The sequence below is a fragment of the Helicobacter pylori genome, assembly GCF_014496965.1.
Taxonomy (GTDB): Bacteria; Campylobacterota; Campylobacteria; order Campylobacterales; family Helicobacteraceae; genus Helicobacter; species Helicobacter pylori_CZ.
The window spans coordinates 34,549-55,560 of the sequence record NZ_JACTCR010000010.1; the positions used below are offsets into that span (position 1 = coordinate 34,549).

The window sequence follows — 21,012 nt, forward strand, 5'->3', positions numbered from 1 at the left end:
ACTCCCCTAAACCCCCTCCATTAAGTAGGAGTAACTGGAATAATAAAGGGGAAGACATAAGCGATAAGAGTGAAGACAATCCCCATAATGATCGCCAAAGCGATAGAATATTTTACTGTAAATCTGAACAATTCGCTCTCTTTCCCCACTAACCCCACCGCTGCGCAAGCGATAGCGATACTTTGAGGGCTTATCATTTTGCCCACAACGCCCCCTGAAGTGTTGGCCGCTAAGAAAAGCACTTCAGGCAAGCCAAGCTGTGTAGCGATGAGCATTTGTAAAGATCCAAATAAAAGATTGGAACTCGTATCGCTTCCGGTTAAAAACACCCCAAGCCAGCCTACAACAGGCGAAAAGAAAGTGAAAACATGCCCGGTATCTGCTAACGCTAAAGCGAGCGTAGCGCTCATGCCGCTATAATTAGCCACATACGCAAACGCTAAAACCACGCCAATGGTTAAAATCGGCAAGCGCATTTCTTTTAAAGTAGCCCCAAACACCCCTATCGCATCGCTGATTTTCACGCGCAACAAAAACACGCTTAAAAGAGCGGCTAAAAAAATGGAAGTGCCTGTTGTTAGAATCAGAGGGAATTTAAACACGACAGGAAAGTTGGTCGCTTCAGTAACAATGGGAACGGTTTTAAAAATCTTTTGACTGATAGAATTGAATTCAAACGCAAAGCTAGAAAACGCCAAAGCCCCGCCTTCTTTAAAGAGCGCTTTAAACCAGGGTTGCGTCCATATGATAATCGTAATAGTGAGCAACACAAAAGGCATCCACGCCACAACCACCTTACAAATATGGTGCTTTTTTGTGCTGATTGTAGGCTCTTTGCCATTGCTGGTGAAAATGCGCTTGGGCTGCCAGAATTTTAAAAATAAAGTGGTAGCAATCAATGACACTAAAGCTGAAATAATATCCGGAAGCTGCGGCCCTAAATAATTAGAGCTTAAAAATTGCGCGATAGCAAAGCTAAAGCCCGTAACGGCCACTGCAGGAAAGGTTTCTCTAATCCCTCTAAAGCCATCCATTAAAAACACGATGAAAAAAGGAATACCAATGGAAAAAATGGGTAACACCCTGCCCACCATTTGAGAAATCTCTAATTCAGGGATACCCACCACGCTAGCCATCGCCGTGATAGGGATACCCACCGCGCCAAAAGCTACAGGAGCGGTGTTAGCGATCAAACACAACCCGGCAGCGTATAAGGGGTTTAGCCCAAGGCCCACTAAAATTGCCGCTGTGATCGCTACCGGGCCTCCAAAACCAATAGCTCCTTCTAAAAACGAGCCAAAACAAAAGCCAATCAAAATCACTAAGATGCGATGATCCGGAGTTAGGGTTAAAATGCTTTCTTTTAAAATTTCAAAATACCCGGATTTCACTGAAAGGTTGTAAAGAAAAATCGCAGCGATCACAATCCAAGCGATCGGCCATAAGCCATAAAGAAAGCCATAGAAAAAACTCGCGCTCACCATTTGAGCGGGCATTTTATACACGAATAACGCGATAAGGATTGAAAGCGCTAAGCTTAAAAACCCAGCGCTATACCCCTTAAGTTTAAAAACAATAAGAGAGACAAAAAAGAGCGCAATAGGCGAAAGTGCGACTAAAGCGCTCAGCCAAATATGGCCTAATGGGTCATAGACTTGATAAAATTCCATAAATTTTCCTTGAATAATTAAAAGTATTTTTTTATCTTACTTAAAAGAAAAAACTAATTTTAAGTAGCATTTAATATTAAGTCAAATTTAATGGTTTTGTGGTTTATTTTAGTAACAATGTTTGAGCGAGTGGGTTTATCAACTTGTGATTACAATCTTACTAATTTTGAGTATTATATTATGTTTGAAACTCTTAATTTGGAATTTTAAGGAGCCTTCTTTGAAAGTCAATTTCTTTGCTACTTGTCTAGGAGCAGCCATATACAGCAACGCATCGCTTAACGCTATCAAATTACTCCGTAAGGAAAATTTGGAAGTGGTTTTTAAAAAAGACCAGACATGTTGTGGCCAGCCAAGCTACAACTCAGGATATTATGAAGAAACAAAAAAAGTCGTTTTATACAATATCAAACTTTATTCCAATAATGACTACCCTATTATCTTGCCTAGCGGTTCATGCACAGGGATGATGCGGCATGATTATTTGGAATTGTTTGAAGGGCATGCGGAATTTAACATGGTTAAAGATTTTTGCTCTAGGGTGTATGAATTGAGCGAATTTTTGGATAAAAAATTGCAAGTCAAATATGAAGATAAGGGCGAACACCTTAAAATCACATGGCATTCTAATTGCCATGCCTTAAGGGTGGCTAAAGTGATTGACTCGGCGAAAAATCTCATCAGACAGCTTAAAAATGTGGAACTCATTGAATTGGAAAAAGAAGAAGAATGTTGCGGGTTTGGGGGGACTTTTTCAGTCAAAGAGCCTGAAATTTCAGCGGTTATGGTTAAAGAAAAGATTAAAGACATAGAAAGCCGTCAAGTGGATGTGATTGTTTCAGCGGACGCGGGGTGTTTGATGAATATCAGCACCGCTATGCAAAAAATGGGCTCTCCCACAAAACCCATGCATTTTTATGACTTTTTAGTCTCAAGGCTTGGGCTTTAACATTAAAGAATTGTTTTAAGGAATAATCATGGAAAAATATCACAGCGACCAAGAATACGAAGAAATCATCACCGACCAATTAGGCGATATGCAATTAAGGGAAAATTTGCGTTCTGCAATGGACACCTTAAGGGCTAATCGTAAGAATTTGATTAAAAATCGTTACAGCGAATGGGAAAATTTAAGGGAATTAGGCAAAGAAGTCAAGCTTAAAATTTTATCTAGGCTTGATGAGTATTTGGAATTGTTTGAAAAAAACGCCACTCAAAACGGCTTTAAAATCCATTACGCTAAAGACGGCGATGAAGCTAATGAAATCATTTACAACCTCGCCAAAGAAAAGAATATCAAGCGCATTTTAAAACAAAAATCCATGGCGAGCGAAGAAATTGGCTTGAACCATTACTTGAAAGAAAAGGGCATTCAAGCGCAAGAAACGGATTTGGGCGAATTGATTATCCAACTCATTAATGAACACCCTGTGCATATTGTCGTGCCAGCCATCCATAAAAACCGCAAGCAAATCGGTAAGATTTTTGAAGAAAAACTCAACGCCGCTTATGAAGAAGAGCCTGAAAAGCTCAATGCGATCGCCAGAAAGCACATGCGCAAAGAATTTGAAAGCTTTAAAATGGGGATTAGTGGGGTTAATTTCGCTATCGCTAATGAGGGGGCGATTTGGTTAGTGGAAAATGAAGGCAATGGCAGAATGAGCACCACCGCATGCGATGTGCATGTCGCTATTTGCGGGATTGAAAAATTAGTAGAAAGCTTTGATGATGCGGCGATTTTAAACAATTTGCTCGCCCCAAGCGCAGTGGGCGTGCCTATCACTTGCTATCAAAACATCATCACAGGCCCCAGAAAAGAGGGCGATTTAGACGGCCCTAAAGAAGCCCACATCATTTTATTAGACAACAACCGCTCCAATATTTTGGCTGATGAAAAGTATTACCGCGCTCTTTCATGCATTCGTTGCGGGACTTGTTTGAACCACTGCCCTGTGTATGATAAAATCGGTGGGCATGCCTATCTTTCTACTTATCCTGGCCCCATAGGCGTGGTGGTATCCCCCCAACTCTTTGGCTTGAATAATTACGGGCATATCCCTAATTTGTGCAGCCTTTGTGGGCGTTGCACTGAAGTATGCCCTGTAGAAATCCCTTTAGCGGAACTCATCAGAGATTTACGATCGGATAAAGTGGGCGAGGGCAGGGGCGTGGTCAAGGGGGCTAAAAGCACCCAACACAGCGGGATGGAAAAATTCTCTATGAAAATGTTTGCCAAAATGGCAAGCGATGGGGCCAAGTGGCGTTTCCAATTGAAAATGGCTCAATTTTTCTCGCCTTTAGGCAAGCTTTTAGCCCCCATACTGCCTTTAGTCAAAGAGTGGGCGAGCGTGAGAACCTTACCCAATATGGACACGAGTTTGCATGCCAAAGTCCAGCACTTAGAAGGGGTGATTTATGAGTAAAGAGCTTATTTTAAAGCGCATTAAAGAAGCCAAAGCCAAGCATGCCATTAAGGGAGCAAACCCTATTTATAGAAATATCATTAAAGTGGAGTTTGAAGACTTGGTGGAAGAATACAAGCATTTTCAAATATTGAATAAAGCCGAAGTCATTGAAAGCGCTAAAGAGAATTTAGAGCAAGCCATTTTAAAGGCTTTAGAAAATTTTCAAAGCAAAAAAGTCTTACACTCTACGGATTTAAATTTGAATTTTGAAGCGTTTAAGGATTTCACTTTACAGCCCTATGACAAAGAAATTGAAGCGATGCGTGAAGAATTGTTTGAGATTGATACGGCTTTATTGCATGGGGTTTGTGGGATTTCAAGCTTGGGCATGATTGGGGCGGTTTCTTCGCATGCAAGCCCACGATTGCTTTCGCTCATCACCCTTAATTGCATTATTTTATTGAAGAAAGAATCCATTGTGCGCAACTTGAGTGAAGGCGTGCAAGCTTTAAAAAATCAAAGCCAAAACGGCGCATTACCCACAAACATGCTCCTTATTGGCGGGCCTAGCCGGACAGCCGACATTGAATTGAAAACCGTTTTTGGGGTGCATGGGCCTCAAAAAGTCGCTGTCATTCTCTATTAAAGGATAAGAATGGAAAAATTAGAAGTGGGGCAATTAGCCCCTGATTTTAGATTGAAAAACAGCGATGGCGTAGAGATTTCTTTAAAAGATTTGCTCCATAAAAAAGTGGTGTTGTATTTCTACCCTAAAGACAACACCCCCGGATGCACCTTAGAAGCCAAAGACTTTAGCGCTCTGTTTAGCGAATTTGAAAAGAAAAACGCTGTTGTCGTGGGCGTAAGCCCTGATAATTCTCAATCGCATCAAAAATTTATCAGCCAATGCTCTTTGAATGTGATCTTGCTCTGCGATGAAGATAAAAAAGTGGCCAATCTTTACAAAGCTTATGGCAAACGCATGCTTTATGGGAAGGAGCATTTGGGGATTATCCGCTCCACTTTCATTATCAACACGCAAGGCGTTTTAGAAAAATGCTTCTACAATGTCAAAGCGAAAGGGCATGCTCAAAAGGTTTTAGAGAGTTTGTAATTTCGCTCTCAAGCCTTTTAATCCTCAAACTCTAAGGCTCTACTCTTTTCAAACATTGGTTGAGTCTTATTTAACAAAAACTTTTATTTTTTATGTTTACGCTAAAACTCATAAAAAATAGGGTTATTTTGCGACAATAACCCCACAAAAACGCTTTTTAAAACACTATTTAATAAAATCAAGCCCTTTTAATTTGATGGTAAAAAACGCTTTTTAGCTTTTTTAAATTTTTATTTTTGTTCAGGTTGCCAAATGGTCTTTTCTGAGGGGGTGCTATCGGCTTCGTTTTGCAAAATTTGTTTTTTAGTTTCATGGCAAGCCACAAACAATAACGCTAAAATTACAGCTAAAAGAGAAATTCTCATTCTAAGCTCCTTTGAATATTAAAATGCTTACGATAATTATAAAGAAAAAGAGTTAAAGATAGATTAATATTTAGCTCTGTTTTCATCAAATGTCGGCACTCAAAACCTTATTTAACCTTATTATTCTTTAATTTTTAAAACTTTATTTTATGTAAAACTCATTCTCTTAAGGGGATAACTGGGGTATTTTGAAATAACTCTCCCCCTACAACCCCCAACTAAATCCCCCTATAAAACGCATTAGAAGAAACGATCGCTTGACTAAAGCCTCTTATTATTTTGATTTCAATCAAGCGCGTTGTTTTTTGAGCATGTCAGCGATTAAGAAAGCGAGCTCTAGGGCTTGGGTGGCGTTTAGTCTTGGATCGCATTGCGTATAGTAATGGCAGCTCAAACCCTCTTCGGTGATCGCTTGCGAGCCACCGATACATTCTGTAACATTTTCTCCTGTCATTTCCAAATGAACCCCTGAAGCCAAGCTCCCTTCAGCCCTATGGATTTCAAAAAAGCTTTTCACTTCATCTAACACGCTATCAAAAGCCCTTGTTTTAACCCCCAAGTTGGTTTTGACCGTGTTGCCATGCATGGGATCAATGCTCCATAAAATGTGGCGTTTTTCTTTCAACACCCCTTGTAAAAGTTTAGGCAAACGCTCTTTAATGATATTAGAACCCATGCGCACGATCAAATTCAAACGCCCTTTAAGGTTGTGCGGGTTTAAAACATCGCACAATTCTAACACTTCGCTCACGCTCGCATTAGGCCCGATTTTCACGCCAATAGGGTTACAAACCCCCCTTAAAAACTCCACATGCGCACCCTTAGGATCTCTTGTCCTTTCGCCAATCCACAGCATGTGCGCGGAGCAATCATAAAACTGGTTAGTCAAACTATCCTTACGCACCAACGGCTCTTCATAATGGAGCAGTAACGCTTCGTGGCTGGTGTAAAATTCCACTTCCCTAAGAATAGGCGTTTTTTCTATCTCCACCCCGCATGCTCGCATAAACCCTAAAGCTTGCGTGATCCGGTCAGCAATTTGCTGGTATTTTTGCCCAAAGTCGTTGTTTTTGACAAAATCCAAATTGAAACGATGCACTTGCTCTAAATTGGCTAACCCGCCTTGGGCAAAAGCTCTGATAAGGTTTAAAGTCGCTACGCTTTGATGGTAGGCTTTAAGCATTCTTTCAGGCTTTGGCTCTCTTTCTTTTTTGGAAATCCCATTGATAATATCCCCTCTGTAACTCAACACTTCTTCATCATCCAGCATTTCAGTCGCATTGGAGCGAGGCTTGGCAAATTGCCCGGCAATGCGCCCCACTTTCACGATCGGTATAGAGCCAGCAAAAGTTAAGACAATCGCCATTTGCATCACCACTTTAAACATGTCTTTAATTCGGTTAGCGCTAAATTGGGAAAACGACTCCGCGCAATCGCCCCCTTGCAACAAAAACGCCTTATTGTCAATGACTTGGGCTAAACGCTCTTGCAAGTTTCTCGCTTCGCCAGCAAACACTAAGGGAGGGTAGGAGCGCAATTCTTTTTTGACCCTTTCTAATTCTTGCTTGTCTTTGTAAGTGGGGTGTTGCTCTATTTTAAAAGAATGCCATGAAGTTGGCGACCAGGTTGTGTTTGACATTTCTATAATCCTTTATTAATCTTTTTTTAAGCGTTATTATAGCTTGTGCGGGTTAAATCGTGGATTTTAGAAAATAAATGCGCGCCCAAAACCACCTCTCAATCTCAAAAAACCCCAATCATAAAAAGCTTTATGCTACAATGAAAACTCTTTAACACGATTAAAAGGGCGGTTTAATAGCATGGTACAAGAAAAAGCGGTTACAAGAGATCCTAAAAAACTCAACTTGTTTGATTTGCGTTGGATGGCGTCCTTATTTGGCACGGCGGTGGGGGCTGGGATTTTATTTTTGCCTATTAGAGCCGGTGGGCATGGGGTATGGGCTATTGTGGTAATGAGCGCGATCATTTTCCCTTTAACTTATCTGGGGCATAGGGCTTTAGCTTATTTCATAGGATCTAAAGATCAAGAAGACATTACCATGGTCGTTCGCTCTCATTTTGGTGCTCAATGGGGTTTTCTTATCACTTTGCTTTATTTCTTGGCGATTTATCCTATTTGTTTGGCTTATGGGGTGGGCATCACTAACGTGTTTGATCATTTTTTCACCAACCAGTTGCATTTAGCGCCTTTTCATCGGGGCTTACTGGCTGTAGCGCTAGTTTCTTTAATGATGTTGGTGATGGTTTTTAACGCTACGATTGTGACGCGCATTTGTAACGCTTTAGTGTATCCTTTATGCTTGATTTTATTGCTTTTTTCTTTATATCTTATCCCTTATTGGCAAGGCGCTAATCTTTTTGTGGTGCCGAGTTTTAAAGAATTTGTGTTAGCGATTTGGCTAACCTTACCGGTGCTTGTGTTTTCATTCAACCATAGCCCCATTATTTCAACCTTCACTCAAAATGTGGGAAAAGAATACGGCGCTTTCAAAGAGTATAAACTCAATCAAATTGAATTAGGGACATCGCTGATGCTTTTAGGGTTTGTGATGTTTTTTGTGTTTTCGTGTGTCATGTGCTTGAATGCTGATGATTTTGTGAAAGCAAGGGAACAAAATATCCCCATTTTAAGCTATTTTGCTAACACTTTAAACAACCCCTTAATCAACTATGCGGGGCCTGTGGTGGCTTTTTTAGCGATTTTTTCATCTTTTTTTGGGCATTATTATGGGGCTAAGGAGGGTTTAGAAGGCATTATTATCCAAAGTTTAAAATTGAAAAAAGCTTCTAAAACCTTGAGCGTTAGCGTAACGATTTTTTTATGGCTGACCATCACGCTGGTGGCTTATATTAACCCTAATATCTTGGATTTTATTGAAAATTTAGGCGGCCCCATTATCGCGCTCATTCTGTTTGTGATGCCCATGGTCGCTTTTTATAGCGTTTCTAGTTTGAAGCGTTTTAGAAACTTCAAAGTGGATATTTTTGTGTTTGTCTTTGGGAGCTTGACGGCTTTGAGCGTGTTTTTAGGACTATTTTAATGGCTAGTTTTTCCATTTTATCCATTTTTAAAATCGGCGTGGGGCCTAGCTCTTCACACACCATAGGGCCTATGGAAGCTGGGGCGAGATTTTGCGGGTTGTTAAAAGGCATTTTAGAGCAGATTGAACGCGTTCAAATCACCTTGCATGGCTCATTAGCCTTGACCGGTAAAGGGCATTTGAGCGATGAGGCGGTTTTAATTGGCTTGCATGATATTTATGCTAACGAATTGGAAGCAACAACCAAAAAAGCCTTATTGCATGAAGCACTTGAGAATAAAGTTTTAAGACTCGCTAACCAACGCAACATTCAATTTGATTATTCTAAAGATTTGATTTTTGACAACAAACCTTTAGCCAGACACCAAAACGCCCTCATTCTAAAAGCTTTTAACGCTAAAAATGAGGTTTTAAAAGAAGAGACTTATTATTCTGTTGGTGGAGGGTTTGTTTATACTGAAAAAGAATTAGACAACTTATCTAAAGAGGGTGAAAATGAAAGCATTGCCTATGATTTTTCAAGCGCTAAAGAGCTGCTAGAATTGTGCCAAAAACACCAAAAAAGCATCGCTGAAATCGTGCGTTTGAGAGAAAACGCCCTCAAAAACCACCCTGATACAACGATGACTAAAATCTATCATGCGATGCTTGAGTGTTATCATAATGGGGCTAATTCTAAAGAAATGTATCTGCCTGGTTCTTTGAAAGTAACACGATTAGCCCCAAGCGTTAAAACGCGCCTAGAAAAGCACCCCACAAGCGGGAAAGACCCCTTAGCCTTGATTGATTACATTTCGCTTTACGCTCGTTCCATTGCCGAAGAAAACGCTAGCGGAGGCAAGGTGGTAACCGCCCCTACTAATGGGGCGTGCGCGGTAGTGCCAAGCGTGCTTTTATACGCCAAAAACCATTTGTTTGAAAATTTATCGCAAAAGGCTATTAATGATTTTTTACTCACTAGCGCGGCGATTGGCTATCTTTACAAGAAAAACGCTTCCTTGAGCGGCGCAGAAGCCGGGTGTCAGGCTGAAATTGGCGTGGCAAGCTCTATGGCTGCAGGGGGGTTAGCCCATTTGTGCCAAGCGACCACCCAACAGGTTTTGATCGCTAGTGAAATCGCTATGGAGCACCATTTAGGATTGACATGCGATCCGGTGGGGGGCTTGGTGCAAATCCCTTGCATTGAACGCAATGTTTTAGGAGCGATTAAAGCGATTAGCGCTTCTAAATTGGCCTTAGAAGATGAATACAAACCTAAAGTGAGCCTGGATGAAGTGATCGCTACGATGTATGCGACTGGGAAAGACATGAATGAAAAATACAAAGAGACTTCGTTAGGAGGGTTAGCCAAAACCTTAAAATGCTAAGGGTTAAAATAAACCTTTAGGGGTTTTAAGTTCAAAATAAAAGGCTTTGTTTTTTATCAAATACCAATAGCCTTGTCCAACTTTAATATTCTTAGAAAATTAAAAAATAGGGTTTAAGGTGTTATTCCATCGTTTTGGATTCCATTTTATAGTAAAAAGTTTATTTAAAACTCATAAAAGGATAGGAGGCCTTTTGAAATCATTCCCCTACAACCCCCTTTTTTAAAATCCCCTAAGAGCGCATCATGAAAAACGATCGCTTGCTTACACAAGCTTTTTATTTTGATTGTAAAAATACTCAAAGGTATTTTTTAAATTTGATTACTAATATTCCATTAAAATAAAACCAAAAATTTTTACACGCTTTCATAAAATGCGTTGAAATATCGTGAAGCGCCCAATCGCCAAAGACGCTTTGGGCTTCCTAGACTGATGTTAGGGAGAGTTTGGTTCTCACTCTGTATCCCTATCGTAGAGATTTTACAGAGTTTAAGCTCCAACGCATTCTCTCTCACACATCACATCTCCAAAGGCGTAACTTTTCACACTTCCTATACTAGATACGAATGGGGATATTACTATGAATTAAGTGGCATTCATTCCAAACGCTAAAGATATTTGGGATTTCTGCTAAGGAGTTTTAAAAGGAGATTATTTTTAACTCTATCAACCATTATATTCAAAGATTTTTGCGTAACAAAACCTTAAGCTTACCAATCGTTACCACAAAAAAAGCCAAGAAGCTTAAAGTCTAAAGATTTTAAAAAAGCGGTGGTTTTTAAAAAGATAGCCTTAAACACTAGGATAGAGTGATAGGGAGCTAAAAGCCCAAATATAAAGCCTAAAAAGGAGTGCTTAAGAGATTTGTTGAAAGCCCCCTAAAAAGGTAGGCTAACTATTTTACTATTTTTCAGACTTACTAGAGTCGCTAATTTGCTTTTCAAACTCTTGTTGCAAGGCCCGTTGTTGCTTTTCTTTCTTTGAAAGGCGTCGTTTTTTCTTGGGCTTTTTTTCCTTTTTTGAAGAAGTCTCTGGCTCTTTTGAAGCTGTTTCTTTGAGCGTGTTAGCGTTAGTCATAGGGTCTAGATCCGGATTAGAAGTCTGTGTTTTCTTAGAAGAACTTATAAATTCAGGGCTATCAGTATGGTTTTGAAGCTCCCCATTGCTCCTCTTTTGAAACGCTGCTTTGGTGTCTTTTTCAGCTTGTTCTTCCATTTTTTTAAGAGCGACTGCATCCAGTTTTCTAGCCTTTTCTTTTTGGCTCACCCTAACCATACTGATCAAATATTTGATATACCCATCATACATATCCCCAAACTGCTCATGCAAAGCCCCAAAATCCGAGCCTTTGTAAAGCCAATTGAACAAGGGGAGTGAAAGTTCTGTCCCTAAGTCTTTAAGCACATGCTTATAAAACTTTTCTCTGTCATTCACCACAAAAGAAACCTTACCATTCCTATGCTCATAGTAACAAATCTTTTGCTCCACGCAATCTTCCAAACTCCCCTTAAAGAAAGCTCCAAAAGCGGATAAATCGCCCTTACTCATCTTGGTTTCAGAATACTGGTTAAAATTCTTCACGCGCTCTTTTTCTAAATCAACCATACTCTTTAAAACCCTTTTGCGGTCTTTTTTCACATTCCCTGTGGAGCTTTCAGAAAACATAACATTGGGATCAATTGTAGTGTTAATAGTGGCAGAATCCGTTTCTGCTCTCAACAAAAAAGTCGTAGCTACTAAAAAAAATAAAATCCGTTTCACACCAAACTCCTAATTAATATATAACCGCAACAAAAATAGACACTGTTCTTCATAAGCTCTCTTTTGAAATTTCTTCTATTGATAAAAAACCACCTAGAATTCAAGCCATTTTAGTCATCTTAAAATACAGGCTTTCAAAGGGTCTTTATTATTGGGTATGATACTATAAATATCCAAAAAATACAAACACTCCAAAAACTTTAACTCTAAAAAACTGGCATGCCCTTCACAGCTAAAGGATTTTAAAATCAACAAAGCCCACCCACCAAGCAGGCAACCTCTATTTTAAGTGCTCAAACGCTATAACAGAATTATAACAAAAAAAACGCCTTACATCCCCCTAGCCAAAAGCTAGAGAATTACGGCGTATTTTTACAAAAATCAAAAAAAGTTAGCACACCCTAAGCGCTAATGCTTATGATGGCCTGATTTTTTCTCTTTTTTGCCCTTTTTTTCATGATCATGAAAAGGGCCTTCGCATGCACAATCATGCAAATCCAACCCCTCTTGGCGGTATTCTTTCATGGTCATTGTTTTCTTTTTGTTAGCAATGACTTCAAGAATTTCTTTTTTACGCTTGTTGCGATCTTCTTGGCTTAAAGAAGCTAAATTTTTATCCATCGCTTTTTTAAAATCCGCTTTATAATTTTTACGATCTTCTTCTTTCATCACTGCTAATCGTTTATTGACTTCTGCGCGAAACTCTGGAACTTCGCTAGGAGCGACTTTCCCTGCTTGCTCTAATAGTTGCTTATCATCCATGCTCTTAAAATCGCTCGCATTCAAAAAAAGCCCCAAAAAAGTCCCTGTAAATAATAAAGAAAACGCCAATTTTTTCATCAAATGCTCCCAATTCAAAAATAAAATGAAATCGCAAGGATTTTACCACCTACTCCATTAAAAATAACTTATATTCCTTATTCTCATCAAATATTGATAAACCTTATTTATTAACGCTCTTTCATTTTTTTAAAAAATGGGATTTTGGTTACTTTGTTTTAATGCAAAACTAAGGGGATAGGGGTATTTTGAAATAGTTCCCCTACAACCCCAACTAAATCCCCTAACCCAAGAAGATCGCCTTTTTAAGAGAATATCGGTTGCTTGACGCAAGCTCTTTCATTGTTTAATCTTTTAAAAAATGCCTTTGAACATTTTTTATAATCAACAATCTGTGCTATCTTTTGATTAGATAGGCTGCTTGCAATGACTGACGCCACGCTATTGTTTAGTGAGTTTATGATAACGCTTGATAACGGCTTTAGCATAAGAAAAGAAAGTCATAAAAGACCACAAAGAGCCAAAGCCCTTTTCTATACCCCCCCATAAATTAACCCTAAAACACCTTAAAAGCTTACAATGTAACGCCAATAAAAGGCATAGGGGCGGTGGAAAGTGAATCTATAGGTAGTCCCTTCAGGGACATTATCCGCACTAGCGGTATAGTAATTGTTGCGGATGGTTTGGATTTTCAAGCCAATTTCAAAACCTTGGTGTTTAGTGCCTAAGCGAATCCCACCATTCACTAAGACCTGAAAATTTGATGGGTGGAAACTCCCTCTATATTCATCAGCCAAGTCCTTAAAGTAATAGTTTGTTGGACCCCAAGAGGTGCCACCAATCGCAACGCCAAGAAAAAACCCAAAATGCAAGTTCTCACGATTGAAAATAGCTGGGTTAAACAACACATCTGTGCCAGCCCCATAGCCAAACATGAAATTTTGAGAACCCTTGCGAGCGTCTCTCATGCCATAATCGTTATAAGTGTAATACTTATAATAAGAACTTGCAAAATCAAAGAATCCGTAATAACGCATTCCAAATTGTGGGGATTTCTTAAAAAAATGCTTATACCCTACAACAAACCCAAAACCATTGATAGCGTATTGTTGGTTGCTCAAGCCTTTATACCCACGAGTCCCTAGAACACCATGGGTAAGCCCTCCTGTGGGGTTTGACGCTGTGGGCATGTTAGGCGTGTTAGAGCCATAAGCCCCACTTTGATTACCATTACAATTGCCATTGGAACAATTTTGAGCGGTAGTGCTAAGCATACCCAACTGGTAATCAATCCCTATAAAAGCAGCATTTCTTTCACCTTTTTTGGTAGGGCTAGTCTTAACAGCTTTTTCTTGCTTAGGGGTCTCTGCTGACAACAAGCTCGTCATTGCTAGAGAGATAGCACCTACTATAACAGATTTCTTCATGTATTCCTTCCTTCTACATTTTCTCTATTTGAGTTCTAAATGCTACATTCTACTATAAAATTGCTTTCTTTTTGATTAAATATAGCGATTGAATGAGAATAAATTGAAATAAAAATCAATTTTAGGAACTTTTTAGTAAAAATTCCTAAATCCTCTCACCTTTTTTAGGCTAAAACTAAAACCTTAACAGCCAATAGAGGTTAAAGATGCTCTTTCACGCTCTCTAACACGCTCTTAAAAGCTTGCATGTCGTTCATCGCCATGTCTGCTAAAACCTTGCGGTCTAATTCAATGTTAGCCACTTTTAAAGCATGCATGAAGCGCGAATAACTTGTATCGTGCATCCTGCAAGCCGCATTGATCCTTACCACCCACAAACTCCTGAACTCTCTTTTCTTTTGTTTGCGATCCCTAAAGGCGTAATACATGCTCCTTTCAAGCTGTTCTTTAGCCTTTCTAAAATGCTTTCTTCTGCCACTATAAAACCCTCTAGCGAGTTTTAAGACTTTTTTATGGCGTCTTCTGCGCACAACGCCTGTTTTAACTCTCATTTCTTTACCTTTCTTTTTAAAATATTTTTAGGTGCGTTTTTCAAACGACTTTCCCTTAAATAAGGGGATTAACTCCACTTTCTAATGAGCATTCCTAAGCCCTGCAAAGCAACGACATGACAGAATGCGCGTTAGTGTGATGCACATGTTTTGGCGCGTTTAAATTGGCTTTACGCTTAGGGCTTTTTTTAGTCAAAATATGGCTTTTAAAAGCGCTGCCACGCTTGATCAAGTTTTTTTTGACTTTGAAACGCTTGGACGCGCCGCGATTAGTCTTCATTTTTGGCATGATTTTCTCCTTTCATAAGGTTAATACGATTAAAAGGCGGGTTATTTTCTTTAGGTTTCTTTTCGTTTTTGGGGGCTTCTTTAGCCTTAGGCACAAACATCCACGAAACGAAACGCCCCTCGGTTTTTGGCTCTTTTTCAGGGTTGGCTAAATCTTGCATCATCGTTTGGACTCTCAAAAGCACATCAAGCCCAGCTTTTGAGTTTTGGCTCTCCCTACCCTTTAAAACCACTTTGAATTTGACATGCTTATTGGCTTCAATAAATTCTCTCGCATGCTTGACTTTGTAGTTAATATCGTTTTGCGCGATTTGAGTGGAAAGCTTGATCTCTTTGATTTCAATTTGCTTTTGCTTTTTCTTGGCTTCCTTGATTTTCTTTTCATTTTGGTAGCGGAATTTATTATAATCCATCACCTTACACACAGGGGGTTTCGCGCTCGCTGAAATCAAAACCAAATCCAAGCCTAAATTTTGAGCGATTTTTAGCGCTTCTTTGGAAGAAATAATCCCATACACTTCGCCATCATCGCCCACGCAACGCACTTCTTTAAAATTAATGTCTCCGTTTAACAACACTTCGCTTCTACTCAAAAACTAACCTCTTGCATCTTAGATTCAACCATGTTTAAAAACTCCTTTAAGGGCATTTTATACTGAGCTTGTTTTTCTCTGTCTCTAATGGATAAAATTTCGGTCTCCATTTCCTCATTCCCTAACACTAAAATCATAGGGATTTTTTGCTTTTCGGCTAAGCGTACCTTTTTATTCAAGCTGTCGTTTTTATCCAGCGCTTCTACAAAAATATCGCGCTTTTTTAATTCCTCTTTTAATTTCAAAGCAAAAACATGATGCTCTTCATTAATAGGGATGAGAGCGATTTGAGTGGGCGCGACAAAGAAAGGGAAATTCCCCCCAAAATGTTCGCTCAAAATCGCAATAAACCTTTCAAACGAGCCTAAAATCGCTCTGTGGATCATCACCGGCTGTTCAGCGTGATTGCGTTCATTGGTAAAAGCGAGCTTGAAGCGTTCAGGCAAATTCATATCCACTTGAATCGTGCCGCACTGCCATTTACGCTTCAAAGCATCGGTGATTTTAATGTCAATCTTAGGCCCATAGAAAGCCCCTCCCCCTTCATCAATCTTATAATCAATGCGGTGCTCTTTTAGGGCTTCTTTTAAAGCGCTAGTGGCCTTTTCCCAAACTTCATCATCGCCTATGGATTTAGCCGGTCTAGTGGATAATTCCATTTCATAGCTAAAACCAAACGCTTTCATGATTTTATGCGTGAAATCTAAAATCGCGCTCACTTCGCTTTGGATCTGTTCAAAAGAGCAAAAAATATGTGCATCGTCTTGGGTAAATTCCCTAACCCTTAAAAGCCCATGCAACACGCCGCTTTTTTCATGCCGATGCACCACGCCGTATTCATAAAACCTTAAAGGCAAATCCCTATAGCTGTGTAAAGCGCTTTGATAGACTTTAATATGCCCCACGCAATTCATAGGCTTTATGCCGTATTCTTGCTCATCAATCGTGGTGAAATACATGTTTTCTTTATAGTTGTCATAATGCCCACTGATTTTCCACACATCGCTCTTTAAAATCTCAGGGCCTTTAACCGGCTCATAGCCTCTTAAAAGTAACGCCTTGCTCAATAAATCTTCAATGCGTTTCCTGAGCCTTGCCCCTTTAGGCAGCCATAAAGGTAAGCCTGCCCCTATTTCATCATCAAAGCTAAAAAGCCCTAGCTCCACGCCCAGCTTTCTGTGATCTCGTTTTTTCGCTTCTTCTATTTGGAAAAGATAGTCTTTTAAGCCCTCTTTAGTGGCAAAAGCGATGCCATAGATTCTAATGAGCATTTCATTGTTTTCATCGCCACCCAAATAAGCCCCAGCCAATTTAGTGAGCTTGAAATGGTTTAAAAAACGAGTGTTTGGGAGGTGAGGCCCCTTACACAAATCTTCAAACTCGCCTTGTTTATACACGCCAAATATATCGCCACTGATTTTACTCATCACCGCATGCTTTAATTCATCGCCCTTAAAACGCTCTAAGGCTTGCTCTCTGGTTAAAGTCTCTTTAGTGATAGCGAGCTTCAACTTCACAAACTCTTTCATTTTCGCTTCAATTTTAGGCAAATCCTCTTCGCTGATTTTTGAAGCGGTCTTAAAATCGTAATAAAACCCCTCTTCTACCACAGGGCCTACAAAAAATTTTGCGTCCGGATAAAGGGCTTTCAAGCTTTGTGCGAGCAAATGCGCACATGAATGCCTGATCACTTCTAAAGCCAAAGGCGAATCATCAAAAAATACCGGCTCGCTCCCTTTTAACGCCTTGATCCCATCGCTCAGCCCTAAGACTTTCGCGCTCTCTAAATCTATTATTTGCTCGTCTTTATAAACGGCAATCAGTTCCGCACTCATTCTTTAAAACTTATGTTTCCTTTCTTTAAACCTTAAAATTCAGCAATCTTTTGATCCAAACCCGCATTGCACTTGCGAATCCACTTTCTCAGCTTTAGGGTCGCTCATAGGCTTTAAACACGCTTGTAAAAATACCATACAAAACAAATTCAATAACAACCGCCTATACAAAACCACCCTTCCTATATTCAAAAATACCTAACTAACCGCCCATTATACAATAAAATCATAAACCAAAAAAATACACCCCTTATTAACAAAGCTTAGAATACAAACTGGCTAAAACTAAAGCTCTATCATGCTATTATTGTTATATTTTTGTTTTAAGAAACTTAATGATCATTTTAAGGGAGTTTTGTGCGATATATCAAGTTTTTCAAAGAGTTGAACAATAAGAACGTGAATCTGGTTGGGGGCAAGAACGCTAGCATTGGCGAGATGTTTCAAGAATTAGTGCCAATTGGGATTAAAGTGCCTGATGGCTTTGCGATCACCAGCGAAGCGTATTGGTATCTTTTGGAGCAAGGGGGGGCTAAACAAAAGATCATAGAGCTTTTAGAAAATGTTGATGCCACCGAAATTGATGTGTTAAAAATCCGCTCCAAACAAATCAGAGAGCTTATTTTTGGCACGCCTTTTCCTAGCGATTTGAGAGATGAGATTTTTCAAGCTTATGAAATTTTAAGCCAGCAATACAACATGAAAGAAGCCGATGTGGCGGTAAGGAGTTCCGCTACTGCAGAAGATTTGCCGGACGCTTCTTTTGCCGGGCAGCAAGACACTTACTTAAACATTAAGGGTAAAACAGAATTGATCCACTATATCAAATCCTGTTTGGCGTCGCTTTTTACCGACAGAGCGATTAGTTATAGGGCGAGTCGTGGGTTTGATCATCTAAAAGTTGCGCTGAGCGTGGGGGTGCAAAAAATGGTGCGAGCGGATAAAGGCAGCGCGGGCGTGATGTTTTCTATTGACACTGAAACCGGTTTTAAAGACGCGGTGTTTATCACTTCAGCGTGGGGGTTAGGCGAAAATGTGGTGGGCGGCACGATAAACCCTGATGAATTTTATGTGTTTAAGCCCACTTTAGAGCAAAACAAACGCCCCATTATCAAACGGCAGCTCGGCAATAAAACGCAAAAAATGGTCTATGCCCCAAGAGGCAGCGAACACCCTACCAGAAACATTAAAACCACCAAAAAAGAATGGCAATCCTTTTCATTGAGCGATGAAGACGTGCTGATTTTAGCCAAATACGCCATTGAAATTGAAAAACATTACTCTAAAGAAGCCAAACAATACCGCCCTATGGATATAGAATGGGCCAAAGATGGCGATAGCGGGGAAATCTTTATCGTTCAAGCGCGCCCAGAAACCGTTCAAAGCCAAAAAAGTAAAGAAGAAAATCAAGTTTTTGAAAAATTCAAATTCAAAAACCCTAACGAAAAAAAAGAGATTATCTTGCAAGGCAGAGCGATTGGGAGTAAAATCGGATCAGGGAAAGTGCGCATCATCAATGATTTGGAGCATATGAATTCTTTTAAAGAGGGCGAAATTTTAGTTACCGATAACACCGACCCAGACTGGGAGCCTTGCATGAAAAAAGCGAGCGCGGTTATCACCAATCGTGGGGGACGCACTTGCCATGCCGCTATTGTGGCTAGAGAAATTGGCGTGCCAGCCATTGTTGGGGTGAGCGGGGCGACTGATAGCCTTTATACCGGCATGGAAATCACGGTTTCTTGCGCTGAGGGCGAAGAGGGCTATGTGTATGCAGGCATTTATGAGCATGAAATTGAAAGGGTGGAGCTTTCTAACATGCAAGAAACTCAAACAAAAATTTACATTAACATTGGAAACCCTGAAAAAGCCTTTAGCTTTTCTCAGCTCCCTAATCACGGCGTAGGGTTAGCTAGAATGGAAATGATTATTTTAAATCAAATCAAAGCCCACCCCTTAGCTTTAGTGGATTTGCACCACAAAAAAAGCGTGAAAGAAAAAAATGAAATTGAAAACCTCATGGCAGGCTATGCTAACCCTAAAGATTTTTTTGTGAAAAAAATCGCTGAAGGCATTGGCATGATCAGTGCGGCGTTTTACCCTAAACCTGTCATTGTAAGGACTAGCGATTTCAAATCCAACGAATACATGCGCATGCTTGGCGGCTCTAGCTATGAACCCAATGAAGAAAACCCCATGCTTGGTTATAGGGGGGCTAGTCGGTATTATTCAGAAAGCTATAATGAAGCGTTTTCATGGGAGTGTGAAGCCTTAGCGTTAGTGAGGGAAGAAATGGGCTTAACGAACATGAAAGTGATGATCCCTTTTTTACGCACCATTGAGGAGGGTAAAAAAGTCCTAGAAATCTTAAGAAAAAACAATTTAGAGTCCGGTAAAAACGGGCTTGAAATTTATATCATGTGTGAATTGCCGGTGAATGTCATTTTGGCTGATGATTTCTTAAGCTTGTTTGATGGCTTTTCTATTGGATCAAACGATTTAACCCAGCTCACTTTAGGCGTGGATAGAGACAGCGAATTAGTCAGCCATGTCTTTGATGAAAGGAATGAAGCGATGCTAAAAATGTTTAAAAAAGCGATTGAAGCTTGTAAAAGGCACAACAAATATTGTGGGATTTGCGGGCAAGCCCCAAGCGATTACCCTGAAGTGACAGAGTTTTTAGTCAAAGAGGGCATCACTTCCATTTCTTTAAACCCTGATAGCGTGATCCCCACTTGGAACGCCGTAGCCAAGTTAGAAAAAGAATTGAAAGACCATGGCTTAACTGTATGTTGATAATAAATGGGTTGATCTAACTTGAGTGGGTTTTTCGTATTAGTTTCCATGATATAATTTTGAAAAGTGGGATTGTTTTTTGAAAAAAAAGGTTGGTAATGAAATCAGTAAAAACAGGAAAAACAAATAAAGTTGGCAAGAACACAGAGATGGCTAACACAAAGACAAATAAAGAGACTTCTTTTAAACAAGTGAGTGCCATTACAAATGGGCTCAGATCAATTGGTGGGATTTTTACAAAGATCGCAAAGAGAGTTAGAGAACTTGTAAAAAAACACCCCAAGAAAAGCAATGCGGCATTAGTAGTATTGACCCATGTTGCATGCAAAAAAGCAAAAGAATTGGACGATAAAGTCCAGGATAAATCCAAACAAGCTGAAAAAGAAAATCAAATCAATTGGTGGAAATATTCAGGATTAACAATAGCGGCAAGTTTATTATTAGCCGCTTGTAGCACTGGTGATACTGATAAACAGATAGAGTTAGAACAAGAAAAACAGAAGGCAAATAAGAGTGGGATAGAGTTAGAACAAGAAAGACAGAAAACAGAACAAGAAAGACAGAAGACAAATAAGAGTGAGATAGAGTTAGAACAAGAAAGACAGAAAACAAACAAGAGTGGGATAGAACTCGCTAATAGTCAAATAAAAGCAGAACAAGAAAGACAAAAGACAGAACAAGAAAAACAAAAAGCAAATAAGAGTGAGATAGAGTTAGAACAGCAAAAACAAAAGACAATTAATACACAAAGAGATTTGATTAAAGAACAGAAAGATTTCATTAAAGAAACAGAACAAAATTGCCAAGAAAAACATGGCCAATTGTTTATTAAAAAAGCAAGAATTAAGACCGGTATTACTACTGGTATTGCTATAGAAATAGAAGCTGAATGCAAAACCCCTAAACCCACAAAAACCAATCAAACCCCTATCCAGCCAAAACACCTCCCAAACTCTAAACAACCCCGCTCTCAAAGAGGATCAAAAGCGCAAGAGCTT

General features: G+C 39.6%; 20 protein-coding genes and 1 pseudogene. 10 read left to right on the forward strand and 11 right to left on the reverse strand.

The features are described from left to right. Positions 1-20 precede the first annotated feature (20 nt). On the reverse strand, positions 21-1,670 hold the full coding sequence (locus tag H7O61_RS04905; protein WP_187875310.1) for an L-lactate permease: 1,650 nt from the start codon (positions 1,668-1,670) through the stop codon (positions 21-23). Between the two features lie 220 nt (positions 1,671-1,890). Between H7O61_RS04905 and H7O61_RS04910 the strand changes: the two genes are divergently transcribed. The 4 genes from H7O61_RS04910 to H7O61_RS04925 are packed head-to-tail and all read left to right on the forward strand — an operon-like array spanning position 1,891 to position 5,189. Continuing rightward, positions 1,891-2,619, forward strand: a complete 729-nt coding sequence (locus tag H7O61_RS04910; RefSeq protein WP_187875311.1) for a (Fe-S)-binding protein — start codon at positions 1,891-1,893, stop codon at positions 2,617-2,619. 28 nt (positions 2,620-2,647) lie between these two features. Next, positions 2,648-4,093, forward strand: a complete 1,446-nt coding sequence (locus H7O61_RS04915; protein WP_000417267.1) for a LutB/LldF family L-lactate oxidation iron-sulfur protein — start codon at positions 2,648-2,650, stop codon at positions 4,091-4,093. Continuing rightward, positions 4,086-4,721, forward strand: a complete 636-nt coding sequence (locus tag H7O61_RS04920; RefSeq protein WP_079339313.1) for a LutC/YkgG family protein — start codon at positions 4,086-4,088, stop codon at positions 4,719-4,721. Before H7O61_RS04915 ends, H7O61_RS04920 begins: the two co-directional genes overlap by 8 nt. A gap of 9 nt (positions 4,722-4,730) precedes the next feature. Beyond that, positions 4,731-5,189: a peroxiredoxin gene (locus tag H7O61_RS04925; RefSeq protein ID WP_000412964.1), complete on the forward strand. Its 459-nt coding sequence runs from the start codon at positions 4,731-4,733 to the stop codon at positions 5,187-5,189. Between the two features lie 230 nt (positions 5,190-5,419). Here H7O61_RS04925 and H7O61_RS07970 read toward each other — a convergent pair whose 3' ends face one another. Beyond that, positions 5,420-5,554, reverse strand: coding sequence for an HP0135 family lipoprotein (locus H7O61_RS07970; RefSeq protein WP_001222899.1), 135 nt, complete (start codon positions 5,552-5,554; stop codon positions 5,420-5,422). Between the two features lie 289 nt (positions 5,555-5,843). Next, complete coding sequence (locus H7O61_RS04930; protein WP_187875312.1) at positions 5,844-7,193, reverse strand: class II 3-deoxy-7-phosphoheptulonate synthase; 1,350 nt, start codon at positions 7,191-7,193, stop codon at positions 5,844-5,846. A 181-nt stretch (positions 7,194-7,374) separates the two neighbouring features. Between H7O61_RS04930 and H7O61_RS04935 the strand changes: the two genes are divergently transcribed. The 3 genes from H7O61_RS04935 (at position 7,375) to H7O61_RS04945 (ending at position 10,595) form a co-directional block, all read left to right on the forward strand. Then, the gene (locus tag H7O61_RS04935) at positions 7,375-8,616 is read left to right on the forward strand and encodes a serine/threonine transporter (protein WP_187875313.1); all 1,242 of its coding nucleotides are present in this window, start codon (positions 7,375-7,377) and stop codon (positions 8,614-8,616) included. Further along, positions 8,616-9,983 (forward strand): L-serine ammonia-lyase, encoded by a 1,368-nt coding sequence (locus H7O61_RS04940; RefSeq protein ID WP_187875314.1) that lies wholly within the window; start codon positions 8,616-8,618, stop codon positions 9,981-9,983. The genes H7O61_RS04935 and H7O61_RS04940 overlap by 1 nt, the downstream gene beginning before the upstream one ends. 432 nt (positions 9,984-10,415) lie before the next feature. Further along, on the forward strand, positions 10,416-10,595 hold the full coding sequence (locus H7O61_RS04945; RefSeq protein WP_162148107.1) for a hypothetical protein: 180 nt from the start codon (positions 10,416-10,418) through the stop codon (positions 10,593-10,595). A 291-nt stretch (positions 10,596-10,886) separates the two neighbouring features. Here H7O61_RS04945 and H7O61_RS04950 read toward each other — a convergent pair whose 3' ends face one another. Next, on the reverse strand, positions 10,887-11,744 hold the full coding sequence (locus H7O61_RS04950; RefSeq protein ID WP_187875315.1) for a hypothetical protein: 858 nt from the start codon (positions 11,742-11,744) through the stop codon (positions 10,887-10,889). On the opposite strand from H7O61_RS04950, the pseudogene H7O61_RS08060 reads away from it, so the two are divergent. Next, positions 11,668-11,858, forward strand: a pseudogene (locus tag H7O61_RS08060) (hypothetical protein). The gene H7O61_RS04950 and the pseudogene H7O61_RS08060 sit on opposite strands and share 77 nt — an antisense overlap. On the opposite strand, the gene H7O61_RS04955 reads toward H7O61_RS08060, so the two are convergent. The 7 genes from H7O61_RS04955 to thrS form a co-directional block, all read right to left on the reverse strand. Then, the gene (locus H7O61_RS04955) at positions 11,859-11,999 is read right to left on the reverse strand and encodes a hypothetical protein (protein WP_158511581.1); all 141 of its coding nucleotides are present in this window, start codon (positions 11,997-11,999) and stop codon (positions 11,859-11,861) included. Between the two features lie 153 nt (positions 12,000-12,152). Continuing rightward, complete coding sequence (locus tag H7O61_RS04960) at positions 12,153-12,584, reverse strand: DUF1104 domain-containing protein (protein WP_187875316.1); 432 nt, start codon at positions 12,582-12,584, stop codon at positions 12,153-12,155. A 506-nt stretch (positions 12,585-13,090) separates the two neighbouring features. After that, a complete protein-coding gene (locus tag H7O61_RS04965; RefSeq protein ID WP_187875317.1) occupies positions 13,091-13,951 on the reverse strand; it encodes an outer membrane protein in 861 nt (286 codons plus the stop codon). A gap of 200 nt (positions 13,952-14,151) precedes the next feature. After that, the gene (gene rplT, locus H7O61_RS04970; RefSeq protein WP_001264156.1) at positions 14,152-14,502 is read right to left on the reverse strand and encodes a 50S ribosomal protein L20; all 351 of its coding nucleotides are present in this window, start codon (positions 14,500-14,502) and stop codon (positions 14,152-14,154) included. 94 nt (positions 14,503-14,596) lie between these two features. Beyond that, complete coding sequence (gene rpmI / locus H7O61_RS04975; RefSeq protein ID WP_001125542.1) at positions 14,597-14,791, reverse strand: 50S ribosomal protein L35; 195 nt, start codon at positions 14,789-14,791, stop codon at positions 14,597-14,599. Further along, positions 14,772-15,383, reverse strand: coding sequence for a translation initiation factor IF-3 (gene infC / locus H7O61_RS04980; RefSeq protein ID WP_000091340.1), 612 nt, complete (start codon positions 15,381-15,383; stop codon positions 14,772-14,774). The genes rpmI and infC overlap by 20 nt, the downstream gene beginning before the upstream one ends. Further along, complete coding sequence (gene thrS / locus H7O61_RS04985; protein ID WP_001929141.1) at positions 15,380-17,218, reverse strand: threonine--tRNA ligase; 1,839 nt, start codon at positions 17,216-17,218, stop codon at positions 15,380-15,382. Before thrS ends, infC begins: the two co-directional genes overlap by 4 nt. A 357-nt stretch (positions 17,219-17,575) precedes the next feature. On the opposite strand from thrS, the gene ppsA reads away from it, so the two are divergent. Beyond that, positions 17,576-20,014 carry a pyruvate, water dikinase gene (ppsA, locus tag H7O61_RS04990; protein ID WP_187875318.1) on the forward strand — a complete coding sequence of 813 codons (2,439 nt, stop codon included), beginning with the start codon at positions 17,576-17,578 and terminating at the stop codon, positions 20,012-20,014. Between the two features lie 98 nt (positions 20,015-20,112). After that, on the forward strand, positions 20,113-21,012 hold a 900-nt coding region (locus tag H7O61_RS04995; RefSeq protein WP_187875319.1), incomplete at its 3' end, for a DUF874 family protein.

What these genes read in the sequence shown, in the direction of transcription:
- H7O61_RS04905 (WP_187875310.1), bottom strand. Translation starts at nt 1,670, where the DNA reads ATGGAATTTTATCAAGTCTATGACCCATTAGGCCATATTTGGCTGAGC.
- H7O61_RS04915 (WP_000417267.1), top strand. Translation starts at nt 2,648, where the DNA reads ATGGAAAAATATCACAGCGACCAAGAATACGAAGAAATCATCACCGAC.
- H7O61_RS04920 (WP_079339313.1), top strand. Translation starts at nt 4,086, where the DNA reads ATGAGTAAAGAGCTTATTTTAAAGCGCATTAAAGAAGCCAAAGCCAAG.
- H7O61_RS04925 (WP_000412964.1), top strand. Translation starts at nt 4,731, where the DNA reads ATGGAAAAATTAGAAGTGGGGCAATTAGCCCCTGATTTTAGATTGAAA.
- H7O61_RS07970 (WP_001222899.1), bottom strand. Translation starts at nt 5,554, where the DNA reads ATGAGAATTTCTCTTTTAGCTGTAATTTTAGCGTTATTGTTTGTGGCT.
- H7O61_RS04930 (WP_187875312.1), bottom strand. Translation starts at nt 7,193, where the DNA reads ATGTCAAACACAACCTGGTCGCCAACTTCATGGCATTCTTTTAAAATA.
- H7O61_RS04935 (WP_187875313.1), top strand. Translation starts at nt 7,375, where the DNA reads ATGGTACAAGAAAAAGCGGTTACAAGAGATCCTAAAAAACTCAACTTG.
- H7O61_RS04940 (WP_187875314.1), top strand. Translation starts at nt 8,616, where the DNA reads ATGGCTAGTTTTTCCATTTTATCCATTTTTAAAATCGGCGTGGGGCCT.
- H7O61_RS04945 (WP_162148107.1), top strand. Translation starts at nt 10,416, where the DNA reads ATGTTAGGGAGAGTTTGGTTCTCACTCTGTATCCCTATCGTAGAGATT.
- H7O61_RS04960 (WP_187875316.1), bottom strand. Translation starts at nt 12,584, where the DNA reads ATGAAAAAATTGGCGTTTTCTTTATTATTTACAGGGACTTTTTTGGGG.
- H7O61_RS04965 (WP_187875317.1), bottom strand. Translation starts at nt 13,951, where the DNA reads ATGAAGAAATCTGTTATAGTAGGTGCTATCTCTCTAGCAATGACGAGC.
- rplT (WP_001264156.1), bottom strand. Translation starts at nt 14,502, where the DNA reads ATGAGAGTTAAAACAGGCGTTGTGCGCAGAAGACGCCATAAAAAAGTC.
- rpmI (WP_001125542.1), bottom strand. Translation starts at nt 14,791, where the DNA reads ATGCCAAAAATGAAGACTAATCGCGGCGCGTCCAAGCGTTTCAAAGTC.
- thrS (WP_001929141.1), bottom strand. Translation starts at nt 17,218, where the DNA reads ATGAGTGCGGAACTGATTGCCGTTTATAAAGACGAGCAAATAATAGAT.